This window comes from Trueperaceae bacterium, assembly GCA_036381035.1.
Lineage (GTDB): Bacteria > Deinococcota > Deinococci > Deinococcales > Trueperaceae > DASRWD01.
This window is the reverse complement of sequence record DASVDQ010000036.1, coordinates 1-22,651: the sequence shown is the minus strand read 5'-3', so window position 1 is coordinate 22,651 and position 22,651 is coordinate 1. Positions and strand designations below refer to the sequence as shown.

Genomic DNA, 22,651 nt, shown 5'->3' with positions numbered 1-22,651 from the left:
TGCAGGTGGCCAGCGACCTGGAGGTGGTGCAGAAGTCAGGCAGCTGGTTCTCCTACGGCGAGCTGCGCCTGGGCCAGGGCAAGGAGAAGGCCGTGGAGCTGCTCACCACCAGACCCGACCTCGTCGAAGAGATAAGGCGGGGCGTCTACGAGACCCTCGAGCGCGCCGGCGCGGTGAAGCTCGCCGGCAGCGCGGGGGAGGACGAGGAGGAGGCGCTCTCCCTGGAGGCCTGAGCCCGCGCGGGAACGCGCCGTACCGGTGTGATGACTCCAGCCCCGTGCGGGGCGCGGACGCGGGGTACTATGCCGCGGGAACGGCGGCGCCGGCGCCGGCTCGCGGCACCGGCCCGCCGCAAGATGCGTGAGCGGACCACGCCCCCGTGCGGGCGCGCGTACTCCGCCCACCCGGAGGTGCACGCACAGGGATGGGCGTCCAAGAACCGCTGTCAAGCCCGTGTGTCGGGGCGGCCCCGACCGCGATCGTCAACGACTTCTCGATAGCCGTAGCCACGGCGAACGGCACCGGCAGCCAGACGGCCAACCTCGCGCTGCTGCGCTCGTTCTTCAAGATGGGCATCCCGGTGCACGGGAAGAACATCTTCCCGTCGAACATCCAGGGGCTGCCGACCTGGTACCACATCAGGGTCAGCCGCCACGGCTACGTCGCCAGGCGGTCGCCGGAGCTACTGGTGGCCTTCAACCCCACGACGATCCACGAGGACGTCGCCGGTCTACCGCCCGGCGGCGTCTGCGTCTACAACGCCGACATCCGCTACACGCCAGACCGCGCCGACCTCACCTACTATCCGGTGCCGGTCAAGGAGCTGCTGCAGGACGTCGACGTCAAGGGCAAGGTCAAGGACTACGTGGCGAACATGACGTACGTCGGGGTCGTCGCGCACCTGCTCGGCGTGCCGCTCGACGTCGTCAGGCGGTCGCTGGAGCACCACTTCGGCGGGCGCGCGCACCTCGTCGCGAGCAACTTCGACGTCGTGTCCCGCTCCCACGACTGGGCGCGCGAGTGCCTGCAGAAGGTCGACCCCTACCGCGTCGAGCCGATGGACGCCACCGAGGGCCTCATCCTCATGACGGGCAACGAGGCCGGTGCCCTGGGCGCGGTGTTCGGCGGCGTCAGCGTCGCCGCCTGGTACCCGATCACGCCCTCCACGAGCTTCATAGACGCCCTGCGCGACTTCCTGCCGCAGCTGCGCAAGGACCCCGAGGGCAGGCCCACCTACACCGTCATCCAGGCGGAGGACGAGCTGGCGGCGATCGGCATGGTCGTCGGCGCCGGCTGGGCGGGGGCGAGGGCGCTCACCGCGACGAGCGGTCCGGGCCTCTCGCTGATGGCGGAGTTCTTGGGCCTCGCCTACTTCGCCGAGGTGCCCGCGGTCGTGTGGGACATCCAGCGCGTCGGGCCCAGCACCGGCCTGCCCACGCGCACGAGCCAGGGCGACGTCGCCTTCGCCTACGGCATCGGGCACGGCGACACCAGGCACGTGCTGCTCTTCCCGTCGTCGATCGAGGAGTGCTTCGAGTTCGGCTACAAGGCGCACGACCTCGCCGACACGCTGCAGACGCCGGTCCTGGTCCTCTCCGACCTCGACCTCGGCATGAACAACTGGATGGGCGAGCCCTTCGCCTACCCCGAGGAGCCGCTCAAGCGCGGCAAGGTGCTCTCGGCCGAGGAGGTCGAGCGGCTCGAGACGTTCCGGCGCTACGCCGACGTCGACGGCGACGGCATCCCGTACCGCACGCTGCCGGGCAACCAGAGCCCGCGCTCCGCCTGGTTCGGCCGCGGCACCGGCCACGACGAGAACGCCAGGTACAGCGAGGACGGCGCGGTGTGGTGGAGGAACATGGAGCGCCTCGCCCGCAAGCACGAGACCGCCAGGCAGCACGTCCCCACGGCCGTGATCCAGGAGAGCCCCGGCGCGCGCCTCGGCGTGATCTGCTACGGCACCACCCGCTACGCGATCGAGGAGGCGCGCGACGCCCTCGCGCTGCAGGGCGTCGCCATCGACGTCATGCGCCTGCGGGCGCTGCCGTTCGGGGCCGAGGTCGAGGGCTTCGTCGCGCAGCACGAAGACCTCCTGGTCATCGAGATGAACCGCGACAATCAGCTCAGGGACATCCTCCGCGCCGAGCTGCCGCAGCACGCGGCGAAGCTGCACGGCGTCGGCTACATCGACGGCATGCCGCTCACGGCCGCGTGGGTGGAGAGACAGGTGCTCGGCCACCTGAACGGAAGGGTCGACTGATGGACCGCGTCCAGAAGCTCAACCTCGTCGGCCTGTCGAAGGCCGACTACGCGGCCGCCCCGTCCACGCTGTGCAAGGGCTGCGGCCACAACTCGATCGCCAACCAGATCATCCAGGTCTGCTACGAGCTCAGCCTCCGGCCGCAGGACGTGATCAAGCTCTCTGGCATCGGCTGCTCCAGCAAGTCGCCCGCCTACTTCCTCGGCCAGTCGCACGGCTTCAACAGCCTGCACGGCCGCATGCCGTCGCTGGGCACGGGGGCGCTGCAGGCGAACCACACGCTGCGGGCCATCGGCGTGAGCGGCGACGGCGACACCGGCTCCATCGGCCTCGGCCAGTTCAAGCACCTCGTCAGGCGCAACGTCCGCATGGTCTACGTCGTCGAGAACAACGGCGTCTACGGCCTGACCAAGGGCCAGTTCTCCGCCACGGCCGAGTACGGCCAGGACCTCAAGTACGCCGGACACAACGACTTCCCGCCCATCGACGTCGCCGTCGAGGCGATCGTGGCCGGCGCCGGCTTCGTCGCCCGCTCCTTCGCCGGCGACGCCAAGCAGGTGCGCGAGCTCTTGAAGGCGGCGCTGAGCTTCAGGGGCCTGGCGGTCCTCGACATCATCAGCCCGTGCGTGGCGTTCAACGACGAGGACGACTCGCGCAAGAGCTACGCCTGGGGACGAGCGAACGAGCGGGCCCTGCAGGAGCTCGGCTACGTCGCGCCGCAGGACGAGATCGTCGTCGAGGACTACGACCCGGGCACCACCGCGGTCGTCGAGCTGCACGACGGCTCGCGGCTGACGCTGCGCAAGCTCGAGGCCGACTACGAGCCGAACGACCGCCTGCGCGCGCTCGAGCGCCTGCGCCGCGGCGAGGAGCAGGGGGAGCTGGTCACGGGGCTCCTCTACTACGACGACTCGCGGCCCTCGCTGGCCGAGGTGAGCGGGTTCGGCGCCACGCCCCTCTCCGAGCTGCCCGACGACCTGCTGCGCCCCGGCAGGGACGCGCTCGAGGGGCTGCTCGCGGCCTACGCCTGAGCCTTGGACGGCCCGCGGGAGACCGAGCCGGCGCCGCTGCGCATCGCCCTCGTCACCGAGACCTTCCTGCCGAAGGTCGACGGCGTCGTCACCCGCCTCGTCGCCACGCTGGCGGCGCTGGAGGAGCTGGGCCACGAGGTGCTCGTGCTGGCCCCGCCGGGGTCGCCGGAGCGGTGCCAGGGCGCCCGCGTCGTCGCGGCCGGCGGTCTGCCCTTCCCCTGGTACCCGGAGCACACCTTCGCCGTGCCCTCCTCGCGCATCGCGCGCGCCGTCGACGACTTCGCGCCGCACGTCGTGCACGTCGTCAACCCCATACTCTTCGGCACCTGGGGCGCCGTGCACGCCAAGCGCCGCGGTCTGCCGCTCCTCGCCTCCTTCCACACCGACCCCAAGGTCGTGAGGAGCCTGTCGCTCGGCTGGGCCGAGCGGCCCCTCGAGGTGCTCGACCGCGAGGTTCACAACCTCGCCCACGTGAACCTCTGCACCAGCCCGCAGATGGTCGAGCTCGCGCGCGGGCTCGGCATCAGGCGCGTGCGCCTGTGGCCGAAGGCCGTCGACGCCGAGAGGTTCCATCCCGGACGGCGCAGCGCCGCCATGCGCGCCCGCCTGGCGGGCGGCGAGGACGACGCGCCGCTCGTCGTCTACGCCGGGCGCGTCTCGTTCGAGAAGCGCGTCGACGTCCTCGCCGAGGCCGTGCACGCGCTGCGGGGGGAGGCGCGCTTCGCCGTCGTCGGCGAGGGCCCGGCGCGCCCCTGGCTCGAGGAGCGCCTCGCCGGCACCGGCACCGTGTTCACGGGCTTCCTCTCCGGCGACGAGCTGGGCGCCGCCTACGCCTCGGCCGACGTCTTCGCCTTCCCCTCCGACTCCGAGACGCTGGGGTTCGCCGCGCTCGAGGCCATGGCGGCCGGCGTGCCCGTGGTCGCGGCGCGCGCCGGCGGCCTGCCGCACGTCGTCGAGGACGGACGCACCGGCCTGCTCGTCGCGCCGGGCAGCGGTCCCGCCCTGGCCGAGGGGATCAGGCGCCTCATCGGCGACGGGCGCCTGAGGGAGCGCCTCGCCGGCGAGGGGAGGCGCGAGGCCGAGAGGTGGTCGTGGACCGCGGCCACGCGCGCTCTCGTCGACCACTACCGGAAGGCCATGCGCCTGCGCGGCATGGAGGCCGCGCGCCGGCGATGAGCGCGGAGCGGGCCGGCGGCTCGTCTGGCGGGGCGGAGGTCGGCGCCGCCGCGTCCGGGGGCGCCGGGGAGACGCCCGGCGTCAGGCGGCTCCTGCTCGCCATCTACGCGCCGACCGTGATCACGTCGCTGTGCGACGGCGTGCTCACGCCCACGCTGCCCTTGTTCATGGCCTCGTTCGAGACCTCGCTTGCGCTCGTCGGCCTGGCGCTGGCCGGCGAGGCCATCGGCATGCTCATCGGCGACGTCCCCGCCGGCTGGTTCGTCGACCGCACCTCGCCCAAGGCCGCGCTGCTCCTCGGCGGCGCGCTCACGCTGGCCTCGGTGCTGGCCACGGCCGCGGCGCGCGACCTGCGGGTCGTCCTGGCCCTGCGGGTGCTCGCGGGCGTGGGCCTCGCGCTCTTCAACCTCGCCCGGCACTCGTACCTGGCGCAGGCGACGCGCGCCGGCGGACGCGGACGGCTGATCGCCCTCTACGGCGGCGTGAACCGCTTCGGGTCGTTCGTCGGACCGGCGCTGGGCGGCGCCGCTGCCGCGCTCTTCGGGCTGGCCGCGCCGCTCGTGCTCTACGCCGCGCTCATGCTCGTCGCCGTGGTGCTGGTGGCCGTGAGCCTGCCCGGCGTGCCGGCCGCCGCGCCCCGCGAGGGCGGCGGCGAGGCAGCGCGACGCGCCATGCGCGACGCCGTGCCCACGCTCCTCAACGCGGGCTTCGGCCAGGTGCTGGGCCAGGCGGTGCGGGCGGGCCGCCGCGTCCTGATCCCGCTCTTCGGCGCCGAGGCGCTGGGCCTCGACCCGCTGCAGGTGGGCCTGGTCGTCAGCGCCGGGGGCCTGGCCGACATGCTGCTGGCCTATCCGGCCGGCTGGCTCATGGACACGCGCGGGCGCAAGGCCGCCATCGTGCCGTGCTTCCTCCTCATGGGCCTGTCGCTGGCGCTGGTGCCCCTGGCCACCGGCTTCGCCTCGCTCCTCGCCATCGCCGTGCTCATCGGCGTCGGCAACGGGCTGGGGTCGGGCACGATGATGACCCTCGCCGCCGACCTGGCGCCGCGGGAGGCGGCGTCGACGTTCCTCGGCTGGTGGCGGCTCATCGGCGACGCCGGCTGGGCCGGCGGACCCGTCGTCGTCGGCCTCGTGGCCCAGTCCGCGTCGCTGGGTCCCGCCGCGGTAGCGGTCGGGGCGGTCGGCGTGTTGGCCGCCGCCTGGTTCGGCGCCCGGGTGCCGGAGACGCTCATGCCGTTATCATCTGGGATCGAGCGCACAGGAGCCGCCTGAGGGCGCGCCGGAGCGTGCCCGGGAACGAGCCGGAACGGGACCGATGGAGGAGCGCACCCACAGCCCTGGCAGAGCCACGGAGGCCTTCTTCCGGACCCATCCGCAGGCCGTCGTCGTCTACGACCCCGCGACCCTCGAGCTCCTGGCCGTGAACCCCCGCGCGGCCGCGGTGTTCGGCCTGCCCACGGGCCCCGCTCCCGGCCGCAGCCTCCTCGACCTGCACGCCGGCGAGACGCCCGCGGCCGTGGCACGCGACTACGCCTCGGCGCAGACCCCGTTCCTCGCCGCGCTCAACGGCACGCCGACGGTGCGTCTGCGCGGCGTCAAGGGCGAGTTCCAGGCCGCCGTCAGCGTGTTCGAGCTCGTCTACGGCGGCAAGCTCGCGCGCATGGCCATCTGCGCCGAGCTCGCCGGGAGGAGCCCCAACGACGCCTACGAGGAGGAGCGCCGGGCGCTGCAGCAGCGCGTCGAGTACCTGGCGAACCACGACCCCGTCACCGACCTGCCGAACCGACAGCGCTTCGAGACCCTGCTGCTCGACGCGCTCGCGGCCGCGCGCGCGGCGAAGCTGAAGGTCGCCGTGCTCTACCTCGAGCTGCACGGCTTCCGCCTGATACACGACGCCGTGAGCCAGGACGCGGCCGACGACATGCTGCGCTTGGCGGCGCGGCGGCTGAAGGCCGTGGCGCAGAGCGCGACCGTGGCCCGCTTCGGCACCGACGAGTTCGCGATCGTCACGCGCCCGCTGCAGGACACGGTCGACGCCACCGACATCGCCCAGCGCGTCGTGAGCGGCCTGGTGGAGCCCGTGGTCCTGGAGGGCCGCAGCGTCACGTTCCGTCCGCGCGTGGGGGTCGCGGTGTTCCCCGACCACGCCGAGACGCCCGGTGCCCTGATGAAGGCGGCGTCGCAGGCGAAGTACCGCGCCAAGGCGGCGCGGGGTCCGTCGTTCGCCGTGTTCAGGCCCGCCATGCAGGTGCGCGTGCAGGAGCGCCTCGAGCTCGAGGACGAGCTCCGCCAGGCGCTGGGCAAGGAGCAGCTCACGCTCTACTACCAGCCGCGCGTCGACCTGCGGACCGGCAAGCTGGCCGGCGCCGAGGCTCTGGTGCGCTGGCGCCACCCCGAGAGGGGGCTGATGAGCCCGGACTCGTTCGTGCCCCTGGCGGAGGAGACGGGCCAGATCGTCTCCCTGGGCCGGGAGGTCCTCGACCTGGCCCTGGCGCAGGTGAACAGGTGGGACGAGGCCGGCTTCAAGGTCCCGCGCGTGGCCGTGAACGTGTCGCCGCTGCAGCTGCGCGGCGGCGGCCTGCTGGAGGACGTGCGCAGCGCGCTGTACCGCGCCGGCCTGCCGGCGAGCCGCCTGGAGGTCGAGGTGACGGAGACCGCCGCGCTGGCCGACCGCAACCGCGGCTCCGACGTGCTGGCCGAGCTGCGCCGCAGCGGCGTGAAGGTCACGCTCGACGACTTCGGCACCGGCTACGCGTCGCTGGCGCACCTGCACGAGCTGCCGGTCGACGCCCTCAAGCTCGACAGGGCCTTCCTCGACCAGGCGCCCGGCTACTCCGGTCAGGGCAGCGAGCTGGCGATCCTCAAGGCCGTGGCGGCCCTCGGCAAGGCCATCGGCGTGGAGGTCACGGCCGAGGGCGTCGAGACGGAGGAGCAGCTGCTCCAGGTCATCGAGGCCGGCTGCGACTCCGTCCAGGGCTTCCTCGTGTGCCAGCCGGTGGCGCCGGCCCTGGTGCAGGACGCGGCGCGCCGCGGGCTGGCTGTCCTGGAGAGGGTCAGGGCGTCGCGGCGCTGAGGCGCCTCGGCCCTCACTCGCCCCAGGTGAGCCTCAGGACCCGCAGCCAGTTCTTGTGGGCGATCTTCTCCAGGGACTCTCTGTCGTAGCCCGCGCCCGCGAGGGCCTCGAGCAGCGCCGGCAGGCCGGCGACGTCCCCGATCGCCGCGGGCATCGTGGCGCCGTCGAAGTCGGAGCCGAGGGCGACGCCGTCGATGCCGAGCTTGTCCACGAGGTAGTCGACGTGCCTGACCATCACCTCGAGCGGCAGCGCGGGGTCCGACGAGCCGTCCTCGGCGAGGAAGCCGACGTTGAAGTTGACGCCCACCAGCCCCTTCGTCTCGGCGATGGCGCGCAGCTGCGCGTCGGTGAGGTTGCGGGGCGATGGCGAGAGGGCGTGGGCGTTCGAGTGCGTGGCGACGAGCGGGGCGTCGGACAGGTCGGCGACGTCCCAGAAGCCCCTCTCGCTGATGTGCGAGAGGTCGATCATGATCTTCAGCTCGTTGCAGCGCTTGACCAGGCGCACGCCGTGACCGGTGAGCCCCGGCGCGAGGTCGGGCGACGAGGGGAACGCGAACGGCACGCCGTAGCCGAACGCGTTCGCGCGGCTCCAGACGATGCCGAGGCTCCGCAGGCCCGCGGCGTGGTAGACGTCGAGCGCCGCCAGGTCGACGTCGATGGCCTCCGCGCCCTCGAAGTGGAGTATCGCCGCGAGCGCCCCGTCGGCCATCGCCTGCTCGATCTCCCGCACGCTGCGCACCAGCCTCACGCGCCGCTCAGGGTCGGCGTCCCACCGCAGGAGCTGCGAGACCATCGCGTTCGTCGCCGTCGTGGCCTCCACGCGGTCGATCGCGGGCGGGGCGGCCACGGCGGTGGAGCCGTCGCGCCGCGTGAAGGTCCTGCTCACGCCGGGCAGCTCCCGTCCCGGCGGGAACACCGCGAAGAACGCACCGGCCAGCCCGCCCTGGCGGGCCCGCTCGAGGTCGATGTGGCCGCTCTCCTGTTTGGTGAAGAAGTCGCGCGTCGGCTCGTGGTAGTGCAGGAGGAGGGTGTCGTTGTGACCGTCGATGACGGGGATCATGCGGAGAGGGTAACCCGCGGCCCCGCGGCGTCGCGGACGCGAGCTCAGCCCCGCGGGTCGAACGCGTCGCGCAGGCCGTCCCCGAGCAGGTTGAAGGCGAGCACGGTCAGCGACACGGCCGCCCCGGGGTAGAGGAGCAGCCACTGGGCGCCGGGGAGGAAGCGCCGCCCGCGCGAGAGCATCTCGCCCCAGTCGGCGGTGGGGGGCTGCACGCCGAGGCCGAGGAACGACAGGCCGGCCATGCTGAGGACCGCGAAGCCGATGCCGAGGGTCGCCTGGACCGTCAGCGGTCCGACGGTGGCGGGCAGCACGTGCCTGAGCATCAGCCGCCGGTCGTTGGCGCCCAGCGCCCTGGCGGCGTGCACGTACTCCTCCTCCCGCGCGGCGATCACGACGCTGCGCGCCAGGCGGGCGTACTCGGGCAGGGAGACGACGGCGACGGCGATGACGGCGTTCACCAGCCCCGGCCCGAGCGTCCCGACGACCGCCAGCGCCAGCAGCAGCGGGGGGAAGGCCAGCAGGACGTCCATGGCGCGCATGAGGACGTCGTCGACCCAGCCGCGGTAGAACCCGGCGAGGAGGCCTACGCCGGTGCCGACCAGGAGGCCCGTCGCGACGGGCACGAGCCCGGTGAGGAGGCTGACCCGCGCGCCGTGGAGCACGCGGCTGAAGACGTCGCGCCCGAACTCGTCGGTGCCGAACCAGTGCTCCCGGGAGGGCGGCTCGAGCCGCTCCCTCAGGTCCTGGGCGTCCGGCGCGTAGGGCGCGATCACCGGCGCGAGCGCTGCGGCGAGGACCAGGAGGAGCACGAGCGCGAGGCCGACGACGGCGCCGCGGTGGCGCAGGAAGCGCCGCGCCGCGGGCGAGCGCGACGGCGAGGCCGCGGCATCGGCGACGACGGCCGGGGCGTCAGCCATAGCGCACCTTCGGGTTCAGGGCGGCGTAGGAGAGGTCGACGAGCAGGTTCACGACGATGAACGCCACGGCCACGAACAGCACCGCCCCCTGCACGAGCGGCAGGTCGCGGCTCGTGATCGCGTCGACGAGCAGCCGGCCCACGCCCGGCCAGGCGAAGACGGTCTCGGTGAGGACCGCGCCGCCCAGCAGCCCGCCGAACTGCAGCCCGACGACCGTGACGACGGGCAGGAGCGCGTTCTTCAGCGCGTGCTTCAGCCGCACGCGCCCCTCGGGCAGGCCCTTCGCCCTGGCGGTCCGCACGTAGTCCTGGCGCAGCGCCTCGATGAGCGAGGCGCGCGTGACCCGGGCGATGAACGCGGCGGAGGAGAAGCCGACGGTCGCCGCCGGCATGATCAGGTGCCGCCAGGTGCCGGACCCCGAGGCGGGCAGCCAGCCGAGCTGGAGCGCGAACACGAGCATCAGCACGAGGCCGGACCAGAACACGGGCACCGAGACGCCGAGCAGGGCGACGACGATCGCGACGGAGTCGACCCAGGTGCCCTTGTAGACGGCGGCCAGCACGCCGAAGAGGCCGCCGACGACGACGGCGATGGCCAGCGCGCTGCCGGCGAGCGCGAGGGTGGCGGGGAAGCGCGAGAGCACCTCGCTCGTCACGCTCTGCGAGCTCCTCAGCGAGGTGCCCAGGTCGAGGCGGACCACGTCCGCCAGGTAGGAGACGAACTGCTCGGGGAAGCTGCGGTCGAGGCCGTACGCGCGGCGCAGCTCCTCGACCTGGGCCGCGGTGATGCCCTGCGCGCCCTCGCCGAGCAGCGCCAGCACCGGGTCGCCGGGCGCGAGCCAGAGCATGGCGAACACCAGCAGCACGACCCCGAGCAGCACGGGGACGAGGCTCAGGAGGCGTTTGACGACGTAGGCCAGCATGGCAGGTCCGGAGTGTGCGGTGTGCCGGACGCTCGCCCCTCTGCCCCCGCCGGGCTCACTCCTCCAGCGTGGCGCCGCGCAGGTCGAGGTTGATCCAGGAGAAGCGCACGACCTCGCCCTGGAGCGCCGGCCGCTTCGCCGACGTGGACAGCGGGTAGTAGAGGGTGACCATGGGGACGTCGGCGAGGACGCGCTCCTGGACGATTCGGTAGAGCCGCTCGCGCTGCGCGTCGTCCGGCGTGGCGCGGGCGGCCTCCAGCGCGTCGTCCACCTCGGGCACGCTGTAGCGCGAGGCGTTGTTCGCGGGGATCTCCGACGAGTGGAAGAACGCGAACAGCGTGTAGTCGGCGTCGAGGGTCACCGTGCCCCACGAGGTCAGGTACATCTCGACGTCATCGCTCTGCAGGGTCTCGGAGTAGGCGGCGAACTCCTGCACGCGCACCTCGACCGTGACGCCCACGTCGGCGAGCATCGCCTGCAGGACCTGGGCCACGGCCTCGAGGTCGGGGTTCTGGTAGACGTCCAGCGTGAGCGTGAGGCCCTCGGCGCCCGCCTGCGCCAGCAGCTCCCTGGCGCGGTCCGCGTCGTACGGGTACGGCTCCTCGAGGTCGGAGGCGGCGAAGCGCACCGTGGGCGGGACGGGCGCCACGCCCACCTGGGCCAGGCCGCTGAGGAGCTCGTCGACGATGAGCTGCTTGTCGATGGCGTGGGCGATCGCCTGCCTCACGCGGATGTCCTGCAGCTTCGGGCTCGTCGTGTTGAAGCCGAGGTGCACGCTGCCCCAGCCGAGGAAGGAGTCGGTCTCCAGGGAGGCCATGCCCTCGAGCTGGCGGAAGCTGTCGGCAGGGATGTTGAAGAGGACGTCGAGCCCGCCGCTGCGCAGCTCCACGACCTGCGTGCTGACCTCGGGGATGATGCGGTACACCACGCGGTCGATGGCCGGAGTGCCGCCCCAGTAGCCCTCGTTCGCGGTGAGCACCACCGAGTCGCCCTGGGTCCACGACTCGAAGACGTAAGGACCGGAGCCGACCGGTCGGCGCGCGAGGTCGTCGCCGTGCGCGACGGGCACGATGGCCGTCACCGGGTGAGCGAGGTGGGCCAGCAGGGGGGCGAACGGCTCCGCGGTGACGATGTCCACCGTGCGCTCGTCCACGACCTCCACCGCGGAGATGGCCGAGACGACGAAGCGGCCCGGCGCGGCGGTGGCCGGGTCGAGCAGGCGCTCGAGCGACGCCTTCACGGCCTCCGCGTCCAGCGGCGTGCCGTCGGTGAACTCCACGCCCTCGCGCAGCGTCACGCGCAGCCGGTCGGGCGCGACCTGCTCCCAGCTCTCGGCCAGTAGTCCCTCGACCTCGCCCTCGGTCGTGACGCGGAACAGGGTCTCGTAGACCTGCGTGGTGACGGCGAAGGAGAAGCCGTTGAAGGTCCTCTGCGGGTCGAGCGTCGGCGGGTTCGAGCCCATCGCCGTGGTGAGCGTCTGGGCCGCCGCCAGGGGCGCGGACAGGAGCAGTAGCAGCAGGAGCAGCGAGCGTCTCATCGGTCCTCCCGGGACGCGGCCGGCCCGGTGAGCCGGTCCGCGGCGACCGCCGGGGCCGCCATCAGACGATGCTAAGCCCGCACCAGCCGCACGCCTGGTGCGCTAGGATGCGGCCCGAACCGGCCGAGAGGTGGTGAGCGCTATGCCCAGAGAACCCGTGACCGCAGGCGCCGCGCCGCCACGTCTTGACCTCGGCTGACCCACCGCGAAGCCGACGACCTTCGAGGCGGCGGGCGCGACACGCCCTACGCAGCGCGAGGACCTCGCACCCGCTCACGGGCGCGAGGTGCCCGCACACGCCCACGGAGGACGGGCCTTGCCACGACACGAAGAGGACGAGGGCGCCGAGTTCGGCGTCCGCACGAAGGGGAGGCGCGGGTCGCGCGCCTCCAAGGGGAAGGGCCGGGGGCGCCGGCCCGTCAAGCGCGGGTCCGTGACCGACATCGTGTGGGGCGGCGAGGCCGAGCGGCCCACGACCACGACCGCGTTCGCCGACCCCGACATGCAGCGCCTCTACGACAGGGGCTACTTCGACACGCTCGTCGCCAGGCTCCGCGGCGGCAAGGAGGCGACCGTCTACGTCGTCAGGCGGGGCGAGGAGAGCCTGGTCGCGAAGCTCTACACCGCCCTCGAGCTGCGCGCGTTCAGGAACGACGCCAGCTACTGGGACGGCTACTGGGTCGCCGACGCCCGCGCCGCCAAGGCCATGCGCCGCGGGACGCGGACCGGCCTCAGGGTCAAGATGGACGTCTGGGTGCTCCGCGAGTACCGGACGCTGTGGCGACTGCACGACGCCGGCCTGCCCGTGCCGCGGCCGGCCGTGGGGCCCGACGTGAGCGACCTGAGCGAGTCCGGCTCGGTCGTGCTGATGCAGCTCATCGGGGACGGCGAGGAGCCGGCGCCGCGCCTCTCCGACCTCAGGCTGCCCGACGAGGAGGTCCGCAGCGCCTGGGACCAGGCGGCGGCGATCTACCTGCGGCTCGCCGAGCTGGGCCTCGCGCACGGTGACCTCTCGACCTACAACCTGCTGTGGCACGAGGGCAGTGTCTGGCTCATAGACGTCCCGCAGGCCCTGGAGGTCGCCGCCTCGCGCGAGGGCGTCGACCTCCTGCGCCGCGACCTCGACACGCTGGCGACCTCGTTCCGCCGGCTCGGCCACCGCGCCGACACGGAGGAGCTGTGGCGTCGGGCGCTGCGAGCGGCCGCGCCGCGAGGAATGTGAGCCAGGTTCCGTTTCGTCGTCCCCGCCCCCCGCGATGATGGCGCCGATGACGTCAGGGAGCGGGGGCGCCGACGAGGGCAGACGACTCGCCGAACTCGAGGCGCTCCTCGAAGGCGCCAAGGCGCTCATAGAGCTCGACGACGCCCACGGCGCCAAGGCTCAGATCATCCAGGCCCTCGACGAGGTCGAGCGCCTCTGCGGTTCCGAGCCGCGGGAGGCGGGCGGACGACGCCTCGCCGAGCGCCTCGCCGCGCTCGACGCCTCCGGCCTCTCGCCCGAGGCCGGCCGCGTCGTCGCCGAGACGATGCGGTACGGCCTGCGCAGCGCGATGCTGTCCAACGACGTCGAGTCGGCGCTGCCCTTCGGCCGCGCCGCGCTGGCGCTCGCGAACCAGCTGCGGCTGCCGCTGCTCGCCGCGCAGGCGCACAACGACCTGGCGTCCGTCTACGGCGTGCGCGACTTCCACGAGCGCGCGATCTACCACCTCCGCGCCGGCATCGACGTGCTCGAGCGCGCCGGGGAGCGCGTCTTCCCGGCCCTCGTGAACAACCTCGGCAACGTCTACATGGCCACCGACCGCATCGAGGAGGCGCTGGCCTGCTTCGACCAGGCCGCCACGGGAGCCGCCGAGGAGCGCGACGACATGCGGCGGGCCATCGCCCTCTCGAACCGCGGGCGGGCGCTCAGCGCGCTCAGGCGCCACGATGAGGCGATCGAGGCGCTGCGGGAGTCGCTGGGCCTGTTCCGCTCGCTGAGCAGGCGCGCCTACGTGGCCACCACGCTGGCGAAGCTGGGCACGGCCCACGCCGCCGCCGGCGACCTCGTCACCGCGATGGAGCACTTCGAGAGCGCGGCCCGCGAGATCGACGACCCGGGCCAGCCGTTCAGGGGCGAGGTCGTGGAGGCGATCGGCCGGGCGCTGCTCGACGCGGGCGACGCGGCCGAGGCCCTGAAGGAGCTCGAGCAGGCGGAGCGCCTGCACCGCGAGGCGGGCTCGCTCGGCGCGGCCGCCGACCTGCTGCGCGAGCAGGCGCGGGCGCTGGCGCTCCTCGGCCGCCACGAGGAGGCGTACGACAGGCTCTGGAGCTTCATCGAGGAGAGCGGAGCGCGGCAGCAGGAGCACGGCGAGGTGCTGCTCGGCGTGCTGCTCGTCGAGCTCGAGGCCGGCCTGACGCGGGACCACGAGCTGCTGGCGATCACCGGCCGCGCCCTGGCCGAGGCGAACCGCGCCCTGCGCGCCCAGGCGGAGCGCCTCGAGCGCCTGAGCTCCACCGACGAGCTCACGCAGGTCCACAACCGGCGCTACTTCAACGGCCGCCTCGGCGACGCCGTCGCCAGGTGCCGGCAGGAGCCCGACTCCGACCTGTGCCTGGTGCTGTTCGACGTCGACGGGTTCAAGTCGATCAACGACCGCCACACGCACCTCGTCGGCGACGAGGTGCTGAGGAAGGTGGCGGGGGTCTTGACGCGGACGTTCCGCCGCACCGACGTGGTCGCGCGCTGGGGAGGCGAGGAGTTCGCGGTCATGCTCGTCGGCACGCCGAAGCCCGCCGCCGAGCGCGTGGCCGAGAAGGCCCGCGTGGCCGTGGCGACCACCGGCTGGGACGAGCTGGCGCCGGGGCTCGAGGTCACGGTCAGCGCGGGCGTGGCCTCGGTGCGCGAGCTGCCCGGCTCCCCCCACGCGCTCGAGCTCCTGAAGCTCGCCGACAGGCGTCTCTACCAGGCGAAGTCCCACGGCAGGAACCGGGTGGCGGCCGGCGACTGACTCGCCCGGCGGCCGCGGTGCGCGGTAGTATCGCGCATCCACCATCGTCGCACCCGGCCCGCGGGCGTCACGCCGCGAGCCGGCAGGGAGGGCTGGGATGTCGCCACTCGACCCGAAACGCACCGTCGCCGAGCTCAAGGACCTGCGCGCCCGCACCGCGAACGAGGACGGCGCCTGGCGCGTCGCCTGGACCGACACCTGGCTCGAGGCGCGCCGGTGGCTGCGCGAGAAGCTCGACGCCCTCGGCCTCGAGACCCACATGGACGCCGCGGGCAACGTGTGGTCGACGCTGCGCGGCGAGTCCGACACGGCGCTCCTGATCGGGGGCCACATGGACTCGGTGCCGGGAGGCGGCTGGCTCGACGGCTGCCTCAACGTGCTGGCCGGCCTCGAGGTCGTGCGGCGCATCAGCGAGCAGTACGGCGGCAGGCCGCCCGTCACGGTGAGGCTCGTCGACTGGGCCGACGAGGAGGGCGCCAGGTTCGGCCGGAGCCTCCTCGGCTCCAGCGCCGCCGGCGGCACGCTCGACCCCGACGCCGAGCGCGACAGGCGCGACGCCGAGGGCGTGAGGCTCGTCGACGCGCTGCGGCGCTGCGGCGTGGACCTCGACCGCATGAACGAGGCGCACGCCGAGCTGAAGGGCGCCGGCGCCTACCTGGAGCTGCACATCGAGCAGGGGCCGGTCCTCCTCGACCTCGACCTGCCGCTCGGCGTCGTCCTCGGGACGTTCGGCGTCGAGCGCCACGCGATCCACTTCAGGGGGCAAGCGGCGCACTCCGGCTCCACGCCCATGGACAAGCGCAAGGACGCGTTCCTCGCCGCCGCCAGGATGAGCCCCGAGGTCTACGAGATCACGCGCCGCCGCGGCGGCGTCTGCACGATCGGCTCCTGCGTCACCAGGCCGGGCATCGTCACCTCCGTCGTGGCGGAGTGCGACATCACCCTCGACCAGCGCCACCTGGACGGCCAGCAGCTGGCCGGCATGCTCGCCGACGCCAAGGAGGCCAGCGAGCGCTTCGCCCGCGAGGGCGGCGTGCAGGTCTCGTGGAGCCACCTGTGGAGCATCGACCCGATGCCGTTCCACCCCGAGCTCATCGAGCTCGCCGACGCGGCCGTCACGGAGACGGCGGGCGTGTCGCACCGCCTGCCGAGCGGACCGCTGCACGACGCCGCCGAGGTCGCCCGCGCCGGCGTGCCCACCGTGATGCTGTTCGTGCAGAGCCTTCACGGCATCTCCCACAACAAGATCGAGGACACCAAGGAGGAGCACATCGAGCTCTCGGTGGCGGCCCTGGACAGGCTGGCCGAGAAGACGATGGGCTGGCTGGCCGCGCGGGCGTGAGCGCGCCAGCCGACCGGGGCGCGGATCGCCGCGAGGCGACCCCCCGCCCGCGTGAGGTGTAGCACCCGGCGCCACGCGCGCGGGTGCTCTAATCGGCTATCCCCGGGGGGTGGGGAGGTGCCGAGGGGGAGTGCCGGCTAGCCCACGCGTCTTGAACCGTCGTCGCTCTACCGTGGCGGCCCGAACCGAGCGCCCGTGGCCCAGGCTCGACGCGTCGAGCCCTGGCGCCGCCGGCCGGCTTGCGAGGGCAGGCGCTTGAGCCGGCAGAACGGCGCCCTGCAGCGCACCCGCCAGGAGGAGCGGCGGGTCGTGGGCGGCTTCCTCTGGGCCTTCCTCGTCCTCATCCTCGTCTCGATCGCGATCGACGCACTGCGGTTGGACCGGCCGTTCCTGCGGCCCGCCGCCGTGGCCGGCGACGCCTTCCTCGTCCTCTTCCTGCTGGGGACGATCGCGCTGAACCGCTGGGGCCGTCCCCGCGTGGCCATCGGGCTCGCGGCGGGGCTCCTCATGCTGGCCGGTTCGGCGCTCCCCCTCAGCCAGGGCGTCAGGGACTCGGCCCCGTCGCTGCTGCTGTTCTTCGTGCCGCTCGTCGTGGCCGGCCTGCTGCTGGACCGCACCGCCCTGCGCCTGACCACCGGCTGGGCCCTGGCCGTCATCGTGGCGGCGCCGCTGCTGCACGGCGAGACCCTCTTCGGCGGCGACGGTCGGCCCGGGGTGTGGGAGCTCCTCGGGCCCTACGCCATGGTGCTCGTCTTCATCGCGTTCCTGCTCGACAGGTTCGGGCTGCGCTTCAAGGAGTCGATGCGCGAGGCGTTCCTCGCCCAGGCCTCGGCGCAGGCGGAGCTGCTGGAGGAGAAGGGCTTCACCGACGCGCTCATCGAGAGCCTCCCCGGGCTCTTCTTCGTCCGCGACCCCGAAGGACGCTACGTGCGCTGGAACCGCCGCTTCGCCGAGGTCACCGGCTACGCCGACGAGGAGCTGCCCGGCCTCGACCCGCTGGCGCTCTTCGAGGGCGACTCACGCGCCGCCGTCGCGCGCGGCATCGAGAGGGTGTTCGCCGAGGGCCACGCGTCGGCCGACGTGAGGGTCACGAGCAAGGACGGCCGCAGCCGGCCCTACTTCCTCAGCGCCACGCGCGTCGAGCGCGGCGGGCGTCAGTTCCTGGTGGGAACGGGCATCGACAGGTCGGAGATCGACGCGGCCCGCGCCGACATCGAGGGCCTCAACGTCGCCCTGCGGGAGCGGGTCGAGAGGCTCGTGGCGCTGCGCGACATCGACCGCGCCATCATCGGCTCGCTCGACATCGGCCTGACGCTCGGCGTGCTGCTGGAGCAGGTCACGGGCCGCCTGCAGGTGCCCGCCGCCCGCGTCCTGCTCTACGACGAGACCGAGCACGTGCTGCGCCACGGCGCCAGCCAAGGTCTCCCGACCGCCGGGGCCCGCGGCCTGCGCGTCGCGCTGGGCGAGGGGCCGAGCGGGACCGTTGCGCGCGACAGGAAGCGGGTCGTGGTCACCGGCAGGGAGGCCCTGGCCGCCGTCGTCGGCGCGCCGCAGGGCGAGGACGGGGGGTTCGAGGCCTACGTCGGCGTGCCGCTCGTCGCCAAGGGCCGTCTCCAGGGCGTGCTCGAGGTGTTCCACGACGACGGCCTGCCCGAGTCGGACGACTGGCACGACTTCCTCGACGCGCTGGCGATGCAGGCCGCCATCGGCCTGTCCAACGCCCGGCTCTTCGACGAGCTGGAGCGCTCGAACGTCGAGCTGCGCCTGGCCTACGACACGACTATCGAGGGCTGGGCGCGGGCGCTCGACCTCAAGGACCAGGAGACCGAGGGACACAGCCGCCGCGTGACGGAGCTGGCGGTGCAGCTCGCCGCGCGCCTCGGACTCAAGGGCGACGACCTCGTGCTGATAAGGCGCGGCGCCCTGCTGCACGACATCGGGAAGATGGGCGTGCCGGACCACATCCTCCTCAAGCCCGGCAAGCTCGACCCCGACGAGTGGGAGGTCATGAAGAGCCACACGACCCTGGCCCACGACCTGCTCTCCGGCATCCCGTTCCTCAGGCCCGCGATCGACATCCCCTACGCCCACCACGAGCGCTGGGACGGCAACGGCTACCCGCGCGGCCTCAAGGGCGAGGAGATACCCGTCGCGGCCCGCCTGTTCGCCGTCGTCGACGTCTACGACGCCCTCACGTCCGACCGGCCCTACCGCAGGGCCTGGCCGCGGGAGAAGGCGCTCGAGTACCTGCGCGAGAACGCCGGCACGCACTTCGACCCGCACGTGGTCTCGGTCTTCCTCGAGATGATCGCGGAGAGGGAGGGTCAAAGCCGCGTGGCAGCCGAGGCCGGGTTGCGGCGAGGCGAGGGGCCCGAGGCTGCGGCCGGGGTGCCGCGGGGCGAGGGGGGCGAGGCCGGGACCTCGGCTCGCGGGGGCGAGGCGGACGCCGACGACGACTGACCTCGGGGCCGCGCCGGTTGGTGGGCGGTGAGGGACTCGAACCCCCGACCCTTCGCGTGTAAGGCGAACGCTCTGCCGCTGAGCTAACCGCCCGGGCCGGCCCGCCATTGTAGCCCGCGCGGTCGAGGAGGGCGCCAGACGACGCGGACCGCGGCCGCCCCCAGGCGGTATCCTGCGAGAGCGGCAAGGGGTGAGCAGCGAGCGGCCGTGAACTTCACCGAGAACCTGGTGCTCAAGGAGCACTACACCTTCCTCGTCGCCGACCTGGGCGGCCAGGTCGAGGGCGGCGAGCGCGGCCTCTACGACCACGACACGAAGTTCCTCTCGCGCTACAGCTGGTCGTGGGCGTCCCGCGGGCAGCACCTCATGGCGCTGGCGGTGGCCACGCCGCGGCCCGACACGCTCTTCGCGCACCACGCGCTGATCGAGGGTCCCGCACAGGTGCTCGCCGTGAGGCGCACGGCGCGCATCGCGGCCGGCGGCCTGCGCGACGAGGTCGAGGTGTCGAACACGTCCCTCGCCCCGGTGGACCTGGTCCTCAGCCTCGAGCTCGAGCCGGCCTTCAGCGACGTGTTCGAGACGCGCGGCTGGGCGCGGCGCGAGCGCCGGTTCGCCGACCCCGAGGTCGCGGGCGGCGCGGTCACCTTCAGGTACGTGGCGGAGGACGGTCTGGCGCAGGGCGTGACGGCGCGACTCGGCGGCGAGCCGGCCTCGTTCGAGCGGACCGCGGGCGGGGCGCGCGCCGCGTGGTCGCTGACGCTCGCTCCCGGCGAGGCGCGGTTGGTGACCGTGGAGCTCACCGTCGACAACCCCGTGGTCGCCGTCGACGCCCCCCGACCCTCGGCCTACGAGCGCGGGGCGATGAGCTACGAGGAGTGGCGACGCAGCTTCGACGGCCTCTGGTCGCGGCCGCTGGCCAGCGGCGGTCACAGGCGGAGCCTCGAGCGCGCCGTGGACGACCTCAGGGCCCTGCTGCTCTTCACCGAGGAGGGACCGGTCGCAGCGGCGGGCATACCGTGGTTCGTCGCGGCGTTCGGCCGCGACTCCCTCATCACCGGCCACCTGCTGCTGCCCTACAGGCCCGACGTGGCGGCGGGCACGCTGCGGCACCTCGCGCGCTGGCAGGCGCGGACCTGCGACTACCACCGCGCCGCCCAGCCGGGGAAGATCATGCACGAGCTGCGCTTCGGCGAGCTCACGCGGCTCGGCATCACTCCGCATGCGCCCTACTACGGCTCCATCGACGCCACGCCGCTGTTCCTGATGCTGCTCGGCGCCTACGTCGACGCCACGGGCGACGCGGCCATCCTCGCCGAGCTGCGCGGCGCCTGGGAGGCGGCGCTCGCCTGGACCGTGGACCACGGCGACCTCGACGGGGACGGCTTCCTCGAGTTCGACCCCGAGGGCGGCGGCGCCGGTCACCTCAGCGTGCAGTCCTGGAAGGACTCGCAAGACTCGATGAGCCACGCGGGGGGCGAGCTCGCGCGGGGCGCCCTGGCGGTCTCCGAGGTGCAGGGCTACGCCTACGCCGCCTACGTCAACGCGGCGCGCTGGTACCGCGACCTCGGCGACGAGGCCCGCGCGGGCGAGTGGGAGGGGAGGGCGACGGCGCTCAAGGCGGCCTTCGACAGGGCCTTCTGGCTCGAGGGCAAGCGCACGTACGCTATGGCCCTCGACGGCGACAAGCGCCCCCTCGAGGTGCTCAGCTCCGACGCCGGCCAGCTGCTGTGGTGCGGGATCGTGCCCGAGGAGCGCGCGCCCGAGCTGGTGCGCACGCTGTTCTCGCCCGCCTGCTGGTCGGGCTGGGGGCTGCGCACCCTCGGCGCGGGCGAGGCGCGCTACAACCCCGTGAGCTACCACAACGGCTCGGTGTGGCCGCACGACACGGCCCTCTTCGCCGCCGGGCTGGTCCGCTACGGGTTCCTGGCCGAGGCCGCGATGGTGAGGGACGCGCTCCTCGACCTCACGCTCGAGCAGGGAGACCTGAGGCTGCCGGAGCTGGTCGCCGGCTACGCGCGGGACGAACGACCGCCGGTGCCCTACCCCGTGGCCTGCCGGCCGCAGGCCTGGGACGCCGCCGCGCTGCTCTACCTGGCGAGCCTCGACATCTGAGGCCGCCCACCCGCGCCGCTTCTCGCTGGTGTCAGGGGCGGCGACACTGGCGGCATCGCCGCGCCCAGACGGCGAGAGGCGCCCGCGGACGGGCGCCTCACCCTGGTGACCCCTACCGGATTCGAACCGGTGCCGCAACCTTGAAAGGGTTGTGACCTAACCGCTAGTCGAAGGGGCCTCTCGGCCTGGCTCGCGTTCCCCACCTCCCGCGAGCGCGTCGATGATTCTACAGCATCGGAGCCCAGAGCGGTCAACAAGGGAGAACCGCGTATCCTGCCGGCAGCGACGCGTGAGGAGCGCCCATGGAAGCGACGCGATCAGACGAGAGCGTGCCGGTCGCCGCGCTGCGCGCGGTGCTGAAGAGCCAGTACCACGCCGGGCTGGCGATGCTGCGCCAAGCCATCGAGACGTGCACGGACGAGCTATGGTACGACCCCGCGCCGCGGAACGCGTTCTGGCAGGTCGCGTACCACGTCCTCTACTTCACGCACCTCTACCTCATGCCGCGGGAGGAGGACTTCGTCCCGTGGGAGGGTCACCAGGCCGACGTCCAGAACCCCGACGGCATCGCGGGGCCTCCCGACCCGAACAGCTCGCTGCCGCTGGTGCCCGAGCCGTACTCCCGCGCCCAGGCGCTCACCTACCTCGCGCACCTGGACGGGCTGGTGGACGACCTCGTCGATGCCCTCGACCTCACCAGCCCCGACAGCGGCTTCCGGCGGTACAGGTCGTCGAAGCTCGAGCACCAGGTCATCAACGTCAGGCACCTCCACCACCACATGGCGCAGCTCGCCGACAGGCTGACGTCGGCGGGCCGCGGCGGGGTGCGGTGGGTCGGCGCGGTGGAGCCGCGGCAGGCCGCCCCGTGAGTTCCGGACATAGGCGCCCCGGGACTATCGTGAACGGCGCTCGAGTCCAAGAGGAGTGAGGGAGGGGCGACATGCCGGCGACCCTGGAGACTCTGCTCGGCCTGTACAAGGAGCAGGCGGACCAAGCGCGCCACCACGAGGAACTCAGGGCGACCGTCACGAACGTGGTCATCGCCGTGGCGGGCGCGCTGTTCGCCCTGGTCAGGCTCGACCAGGGCGGCGCCTCGCTGCAGCGGCCGATGGGCGCCTTCCTGGTGGCCTTAGGGGTGTTCGGCGCCCTGGTCAGCGCCAAGCACTACGAGCGCAACCGCCACCATGCGAGGCTGGCGAGGGCGTACCGCCAGGCCATCGAGGCGCTCGACCCCGGCACCAAGGTGAAGCGGCGCCCGGCGAGGAAGAAGCACGAGCGGCGGTTCCCTCGGCTCAAGAGGATCCCGCTCTGGTCGCTGTGGGTGGGCATCCACGCCTTCGTCTGCGGCGTGGGCGTCATGTTGATGTTCGCGTGAGCCGCGGGCGCGCTCGCGCCTCCGCTCTCCTGTCCATGGCGCCGGTGTGCCCGCGGCGCGGCCCGGGGCTCCTCCGTGGTGGGTCGCCCGGGACTCGAACCCGGAACCCGCTGGTTAAAAGCCAGCTGCTCTACCGATTGAGCTAACGACCCACGAACGCTGCGTGACGAGCGTCGCCGCCGGGGTGCGTTCCCACCCGCTTGCTCGCCTCGTCGACGGCGCGCACCCGTACCGACCAGCCGATGATACCGTCCGCCCGGCGCCCGCTCAGGTGGTTACCACCTCACCGCCGGCGTGCCTTGTTGCCCCCGAGACACCTTGCTAGACTCTAGTCGTTGGAGTTCGTGAAATCGCGCACTAGGACGGCGTGGACGGCCGCTCAGGCGTAGATGAGGCGAAC

General features: G+C 73.2%; 17 protein-coding genes and 3 tRNA genes. 13 read left to right on the top strand and 7 right to left on the bottom strand.

What is annotated here, in order from left to right:
• The 6 genes from VF202_05645 to VF202_05620 all read left to right on the top strand — a co-directional run.
• On the top strand, window positions 1-233 hold a 233-nt coding region (locus VF202_05645; GenBank protein ID HEX7039574.1), incomplete at its 5' end, for a hypothetical protein.
• Between the two features lie 191 nt (window positions 234-424).
• Window positions 425-2,260, top strand: coding sequence for a 2-oxoacid:acceptor oxidoreductase subunit alpha (locus VF202_05640; GenBank protein ID HEX7039573.1), 1,836 nt, complete (start codon window positions 425-427; stop codon window positions 2,258-2,260).
• On the top strand, window positions 2,260-3,291 hold the full coding sequence (locus tag VF202_05635; protein HEX7039572.1) for a 2-oxoacid:ferredoxin oxidoreductase subunit beta: 1,032 nt from the start codon (window positions 2,260-2,262) through the stop codon (window positions 3,289-3,291). Before VF202_05640 ends, VF202_05635 begins: the two co-directional genes overlap by 1 nt.
• Window positions 3,292-3,294: 3 nt before the next feature.
• Entirely contained in the window at window positions 3,295-4,467 is a 1,173-nt protein-coding gene (locus tag VF202_05630) for a glycosyltransferase family 1 protein (protein HEX7039571.1), read from the top strand.
• Window positions 4,464-5,738, top strand: coding sequence for an MFS transporter (locus tag VF202_05625; protein HEX7039570.1), 1,275 nt, complete (start codon window positions 4,464-4,466; stop codon window positions 5,736-5,738). The genes VF202_05630 and VF202_05625 overlap by 4 nt, the downstream gene beginning before the upstream one ends.
• Window positions 5,739-5,781: 43 nt before the next feature.
• A complete protein-coding gene (locus VF202_05620) occupies window positions 5,782-7,539 on the top strand; it encodes a bifunctional diguanylate cyclase/phosphodiesterase (GenBank protein HEX7039569.1) in 1,758 nt (585 codons plus the stop codon).
• Window positions 7,540-7,552: 13 nt separating this feature from the next.
• On the opposite strand, the gene VF202_05615 is transcribed toward VF202_05620, so the two are convergent.
• From VF202_05615 to VF202_05600, 4 genes are read right to left on the bottom strand one after another with little or no spacing between them, the layout of a single operon-like run.
• The gene (locus VF202_05615; protein HEX7039568.1) at window positions 7,553-8,599 is read right to left on the bottom strand and encodes a dipeptidase; all 1,047 of its coding nucleotides are present in this window, start codon (window positions 8,597-8,599) and stop codon (window positions 7,553-7,555) included.
• Window positions 8,600-8,643: 44 nt separating this feature from the next.
• The gene (gene nikC / locus VF202_05610; GenBank protein ID HEX7039567.1) at window positions 8,644-9,516 is read right to left on the bottom strand and encodes a nickel transporter permease; all 873 of its coding nucleotides are present in this window, start codon (window positions 9,514-9,516) and stop codon (window positions 8,644-8,646) included.
• Complete coding sequence (gene nikB / locus VF202_05605) at window positions 9,509-10,438, bottom strand: nickel ABC transporter permease (protein ID HEX7039566.1); 930 nt, start codon at window positions 10,436-10,438, stop codon at window positions 9,509-9,511. The genes nikC and nikB overlap by 8 nt, the downstream gene beginning before the upstream one ends.
• Window positions 10,439-10,493: 55 nt before the next feature.
• Window positions 10,494-11,975 carry an ABC transporter substrate-binding protein gene (locus tag VF202_05600; GenBank protein ID HEX7039565.1) on the bottom strand — a complete coding sequence of 494 codons (1,482 nt, stop codon included), beginning with the start codon at window positions 11,973-11,975 and terminating at the stop codon, window positions 10,494-10,496.
• A gap of 316 nt (window positions 11,976-12,291) precedes the next feature.
• Between VF202_05600 and VF202_05595 the strand changes: the two genes are divergently transcribed.
• From VF202_05595 to VF202_05580, 4 genes are all read left to right on the top strand, one after another.
• Window positions 12,292-13,197, top strand: a complete 906-nt coding sequence (locus VF202_05595; protein HEX7039564.1) for an RIO1 family regulatory kinase/ATPase — start codon at window positions 12,292-12,294, stop codon at window positions 13,195-13,197.
• A gap of 46 nt (window positions 13,198-13,243) precedes the next feature.
• Window positions 13,244-14,962, top strand: a complete 1,719-nt coding sequence (locus VF202_05590; protein HEX7039563.1) for a tetratricopeptide repeat-containing diguanylate cyclase — start codon at window positions 13,244-13,246, stop codon at window positions 14,960-14,962.
• A gap of 97 nt (window positions 14,963-15,059) precedes the next feature.
• A complete protein-coding gene (locus VF202_05585; GenBank protein HEX7039562.1) occupies window positions 15,060-16,304 on the top strand; it encodes a Zn-dependent hydrolase in 1,245 nt (414 codons plus the stop codon).
• 255 nt (window positions 16,305-16,559) lie between these two features.
• Window positions 16,560-18,764 carry an HD domain-containing phosphohydrolase gene (locus VF202_05580; GenBank protein ID HEX7039561.1) on the top strand — a complete coding sequence of 735 codons (2,205 nt, stop codon included), beginning with the start codon at window positions 16,560-16,562 and terminating at the stop codon, window positions 18,762-18,764.
• 18 nt (window positions 18,765-18,782) lie between these two features.
• Here VF202_05580 and VF202_05575 read toward each other — a convergent pair.
• Window positions 18,783-18,857, bottom strand: a tRNA-Val gene (locus VF202_05575).
• A 114-nt stretch (window positions 18,858-18,971) separates the two neighbouring features.
• Between VF202_05575 and VF202_05570 the strand changes: the two genes are divergently transcribed.
• Window positions 18,972-20,876 carry a glycogen debranching N-terminal domain-containing protein gene (locus VF202_05570; GenBank protein ID HEX7039560.1) on the top strand — a complete coding sequence of 635 codons (1,905 nt, stop codon included), beginning with the start codon at window positions 18,972-18,974 and terminating at the stop codon, window positions 20,874-20,876.
• Between the two features lie 103 nt (window positions 20,877-20,979).
• On the opposite strand, the gene VF202_05565 is transcribed toward VF202_05570, so the two are convergent.
• Window positions 20,980-21,054, bottom strand: a tRNA-Glu gene (locus tag VF202_05565).
• A 124-nt stretch (window positions 21,055-21,178) separates the two neighbouring features.
• Here VF202_05565 and VF202_05560 point away from each other — a divergent pair.
• Both VF202_05560 and VF202_05555 read left to right on the top strand, forming a co-directional pair.
• Window positions 21,179-21,745: a DinB family protein gene (locus VF202_05560; GenBank protein ID HEX7039559.1), complete on the top strand. Its 567-nt coding sequence runs from the start codon at window positions 21,179-21,181 to the stop codon at window positions 21,743-21,745.
• 71 nt (window positions 21,746-21,816) lie between these two features.
• Window positions 21,817-22,251, top strand: a complete 435-nt coding sequence (locus VF202_05555; GenBank protein HEX7039558.1) for a hypothetical protein — start codon at window positions 21,817-21,819, stop codon at window positions 22,249-22,251.
• 76 nt (window positions 22,252-22,327) lie between these two features.
• Here VF202_05555 and VF202_05550 read toward each other — a convergent pair.
• Window positions 22,328-22,403: transfer RNA gene (locus tag VF202_05550), tRNA-Lys, on the bottom strand.
• Window positions 22,404-22,651: the final 248 nt, after the last annotated feature.

Bases quoted from the DNA above. Each gene is read 5' to 3' on its own strand.
- VF202_05600 (HEX7039565.1), bottom strand. From the start codon at position 11,975: ATGAGACGCTCGCTGCTCCTGCTGCTACTGCTCCTGTCCGCGCCCCTG.
- VF202_05640 (HEX7039573.1), top strand. From the start codon at position 425: ATGGGCGTCCAAGAACCGCTGTCAAGCCCGTGTGTCGGGGCGGCCCCG.
- nikC (HEX7039567.1), bottom strand. From the start codon at position 9,516: ATGGCTGACGCCCCGGCCGTCGTCGCCGATGCCGCGGCCTCGCCGTCG.
- VF202_05620 (HEX7039569.1), top strand. From the start codon at position 5,782: ATGGAGGAGCGCACCCACAGCCCTGGCAGAGCCACGGAGGCCTTCTTC.
- VF202_05560 (HEX7039559.1), top strand. From the start codon at position 21,179: ATGGAAGCGACGCGATCAGACGAGAGCGTGCCGGTCGCCGCGCTGCGC.
- nikB (HEX7039566.1), bottom strand. From the start codon at position 10,438: ATGCTGGCCTACGTCGTCAAACGCCTCCTGAGCCTCGTCCCCGTGCTG.
- VF202_05625 (HEX7039570.1), top strand. From the start codon at position 4,464: ATGAGCGCGGAGCGGGCCGGCGGCTCGTCTGGCGGGGCGGAGGTCGGC.
- VF202_05635 (HEX7039572.1), top strand. From the start codon at position 2,260: ATGGACCGCGTCCAGAAGCTCAACCTCGTCGGCCTGTCGAAGGCCGAC.
- VF202_05590 (HEX7039563.1), top strand. From the start codon at position 13,244: ATGACGTCAGGGAGCGGGGGCGCCGACGAGGGCAGACGACTCGCCGAA.
- VF202_05615 (HEX7039568.1), bottom strand. From the start codon at position 8,599: ATGATCCCCGTCATCGACGGTCACAACGACACCCTCCTCCTGCACTAC.
- VF202_05555 (HEX7039558.1), top strand. From the start codon at position 21,817: ATGCCGGCGACCCTGGAGACTCTGCTCGGCCTGTACAAGGAGCAGGCG.
- VF202_05585 (HEX7039562.1), top strand. From the start codon at position 15,060: ATGTCGCCACTCGACCCGAAACGCACCGTCGCCGAGCTCAAGGACCTG.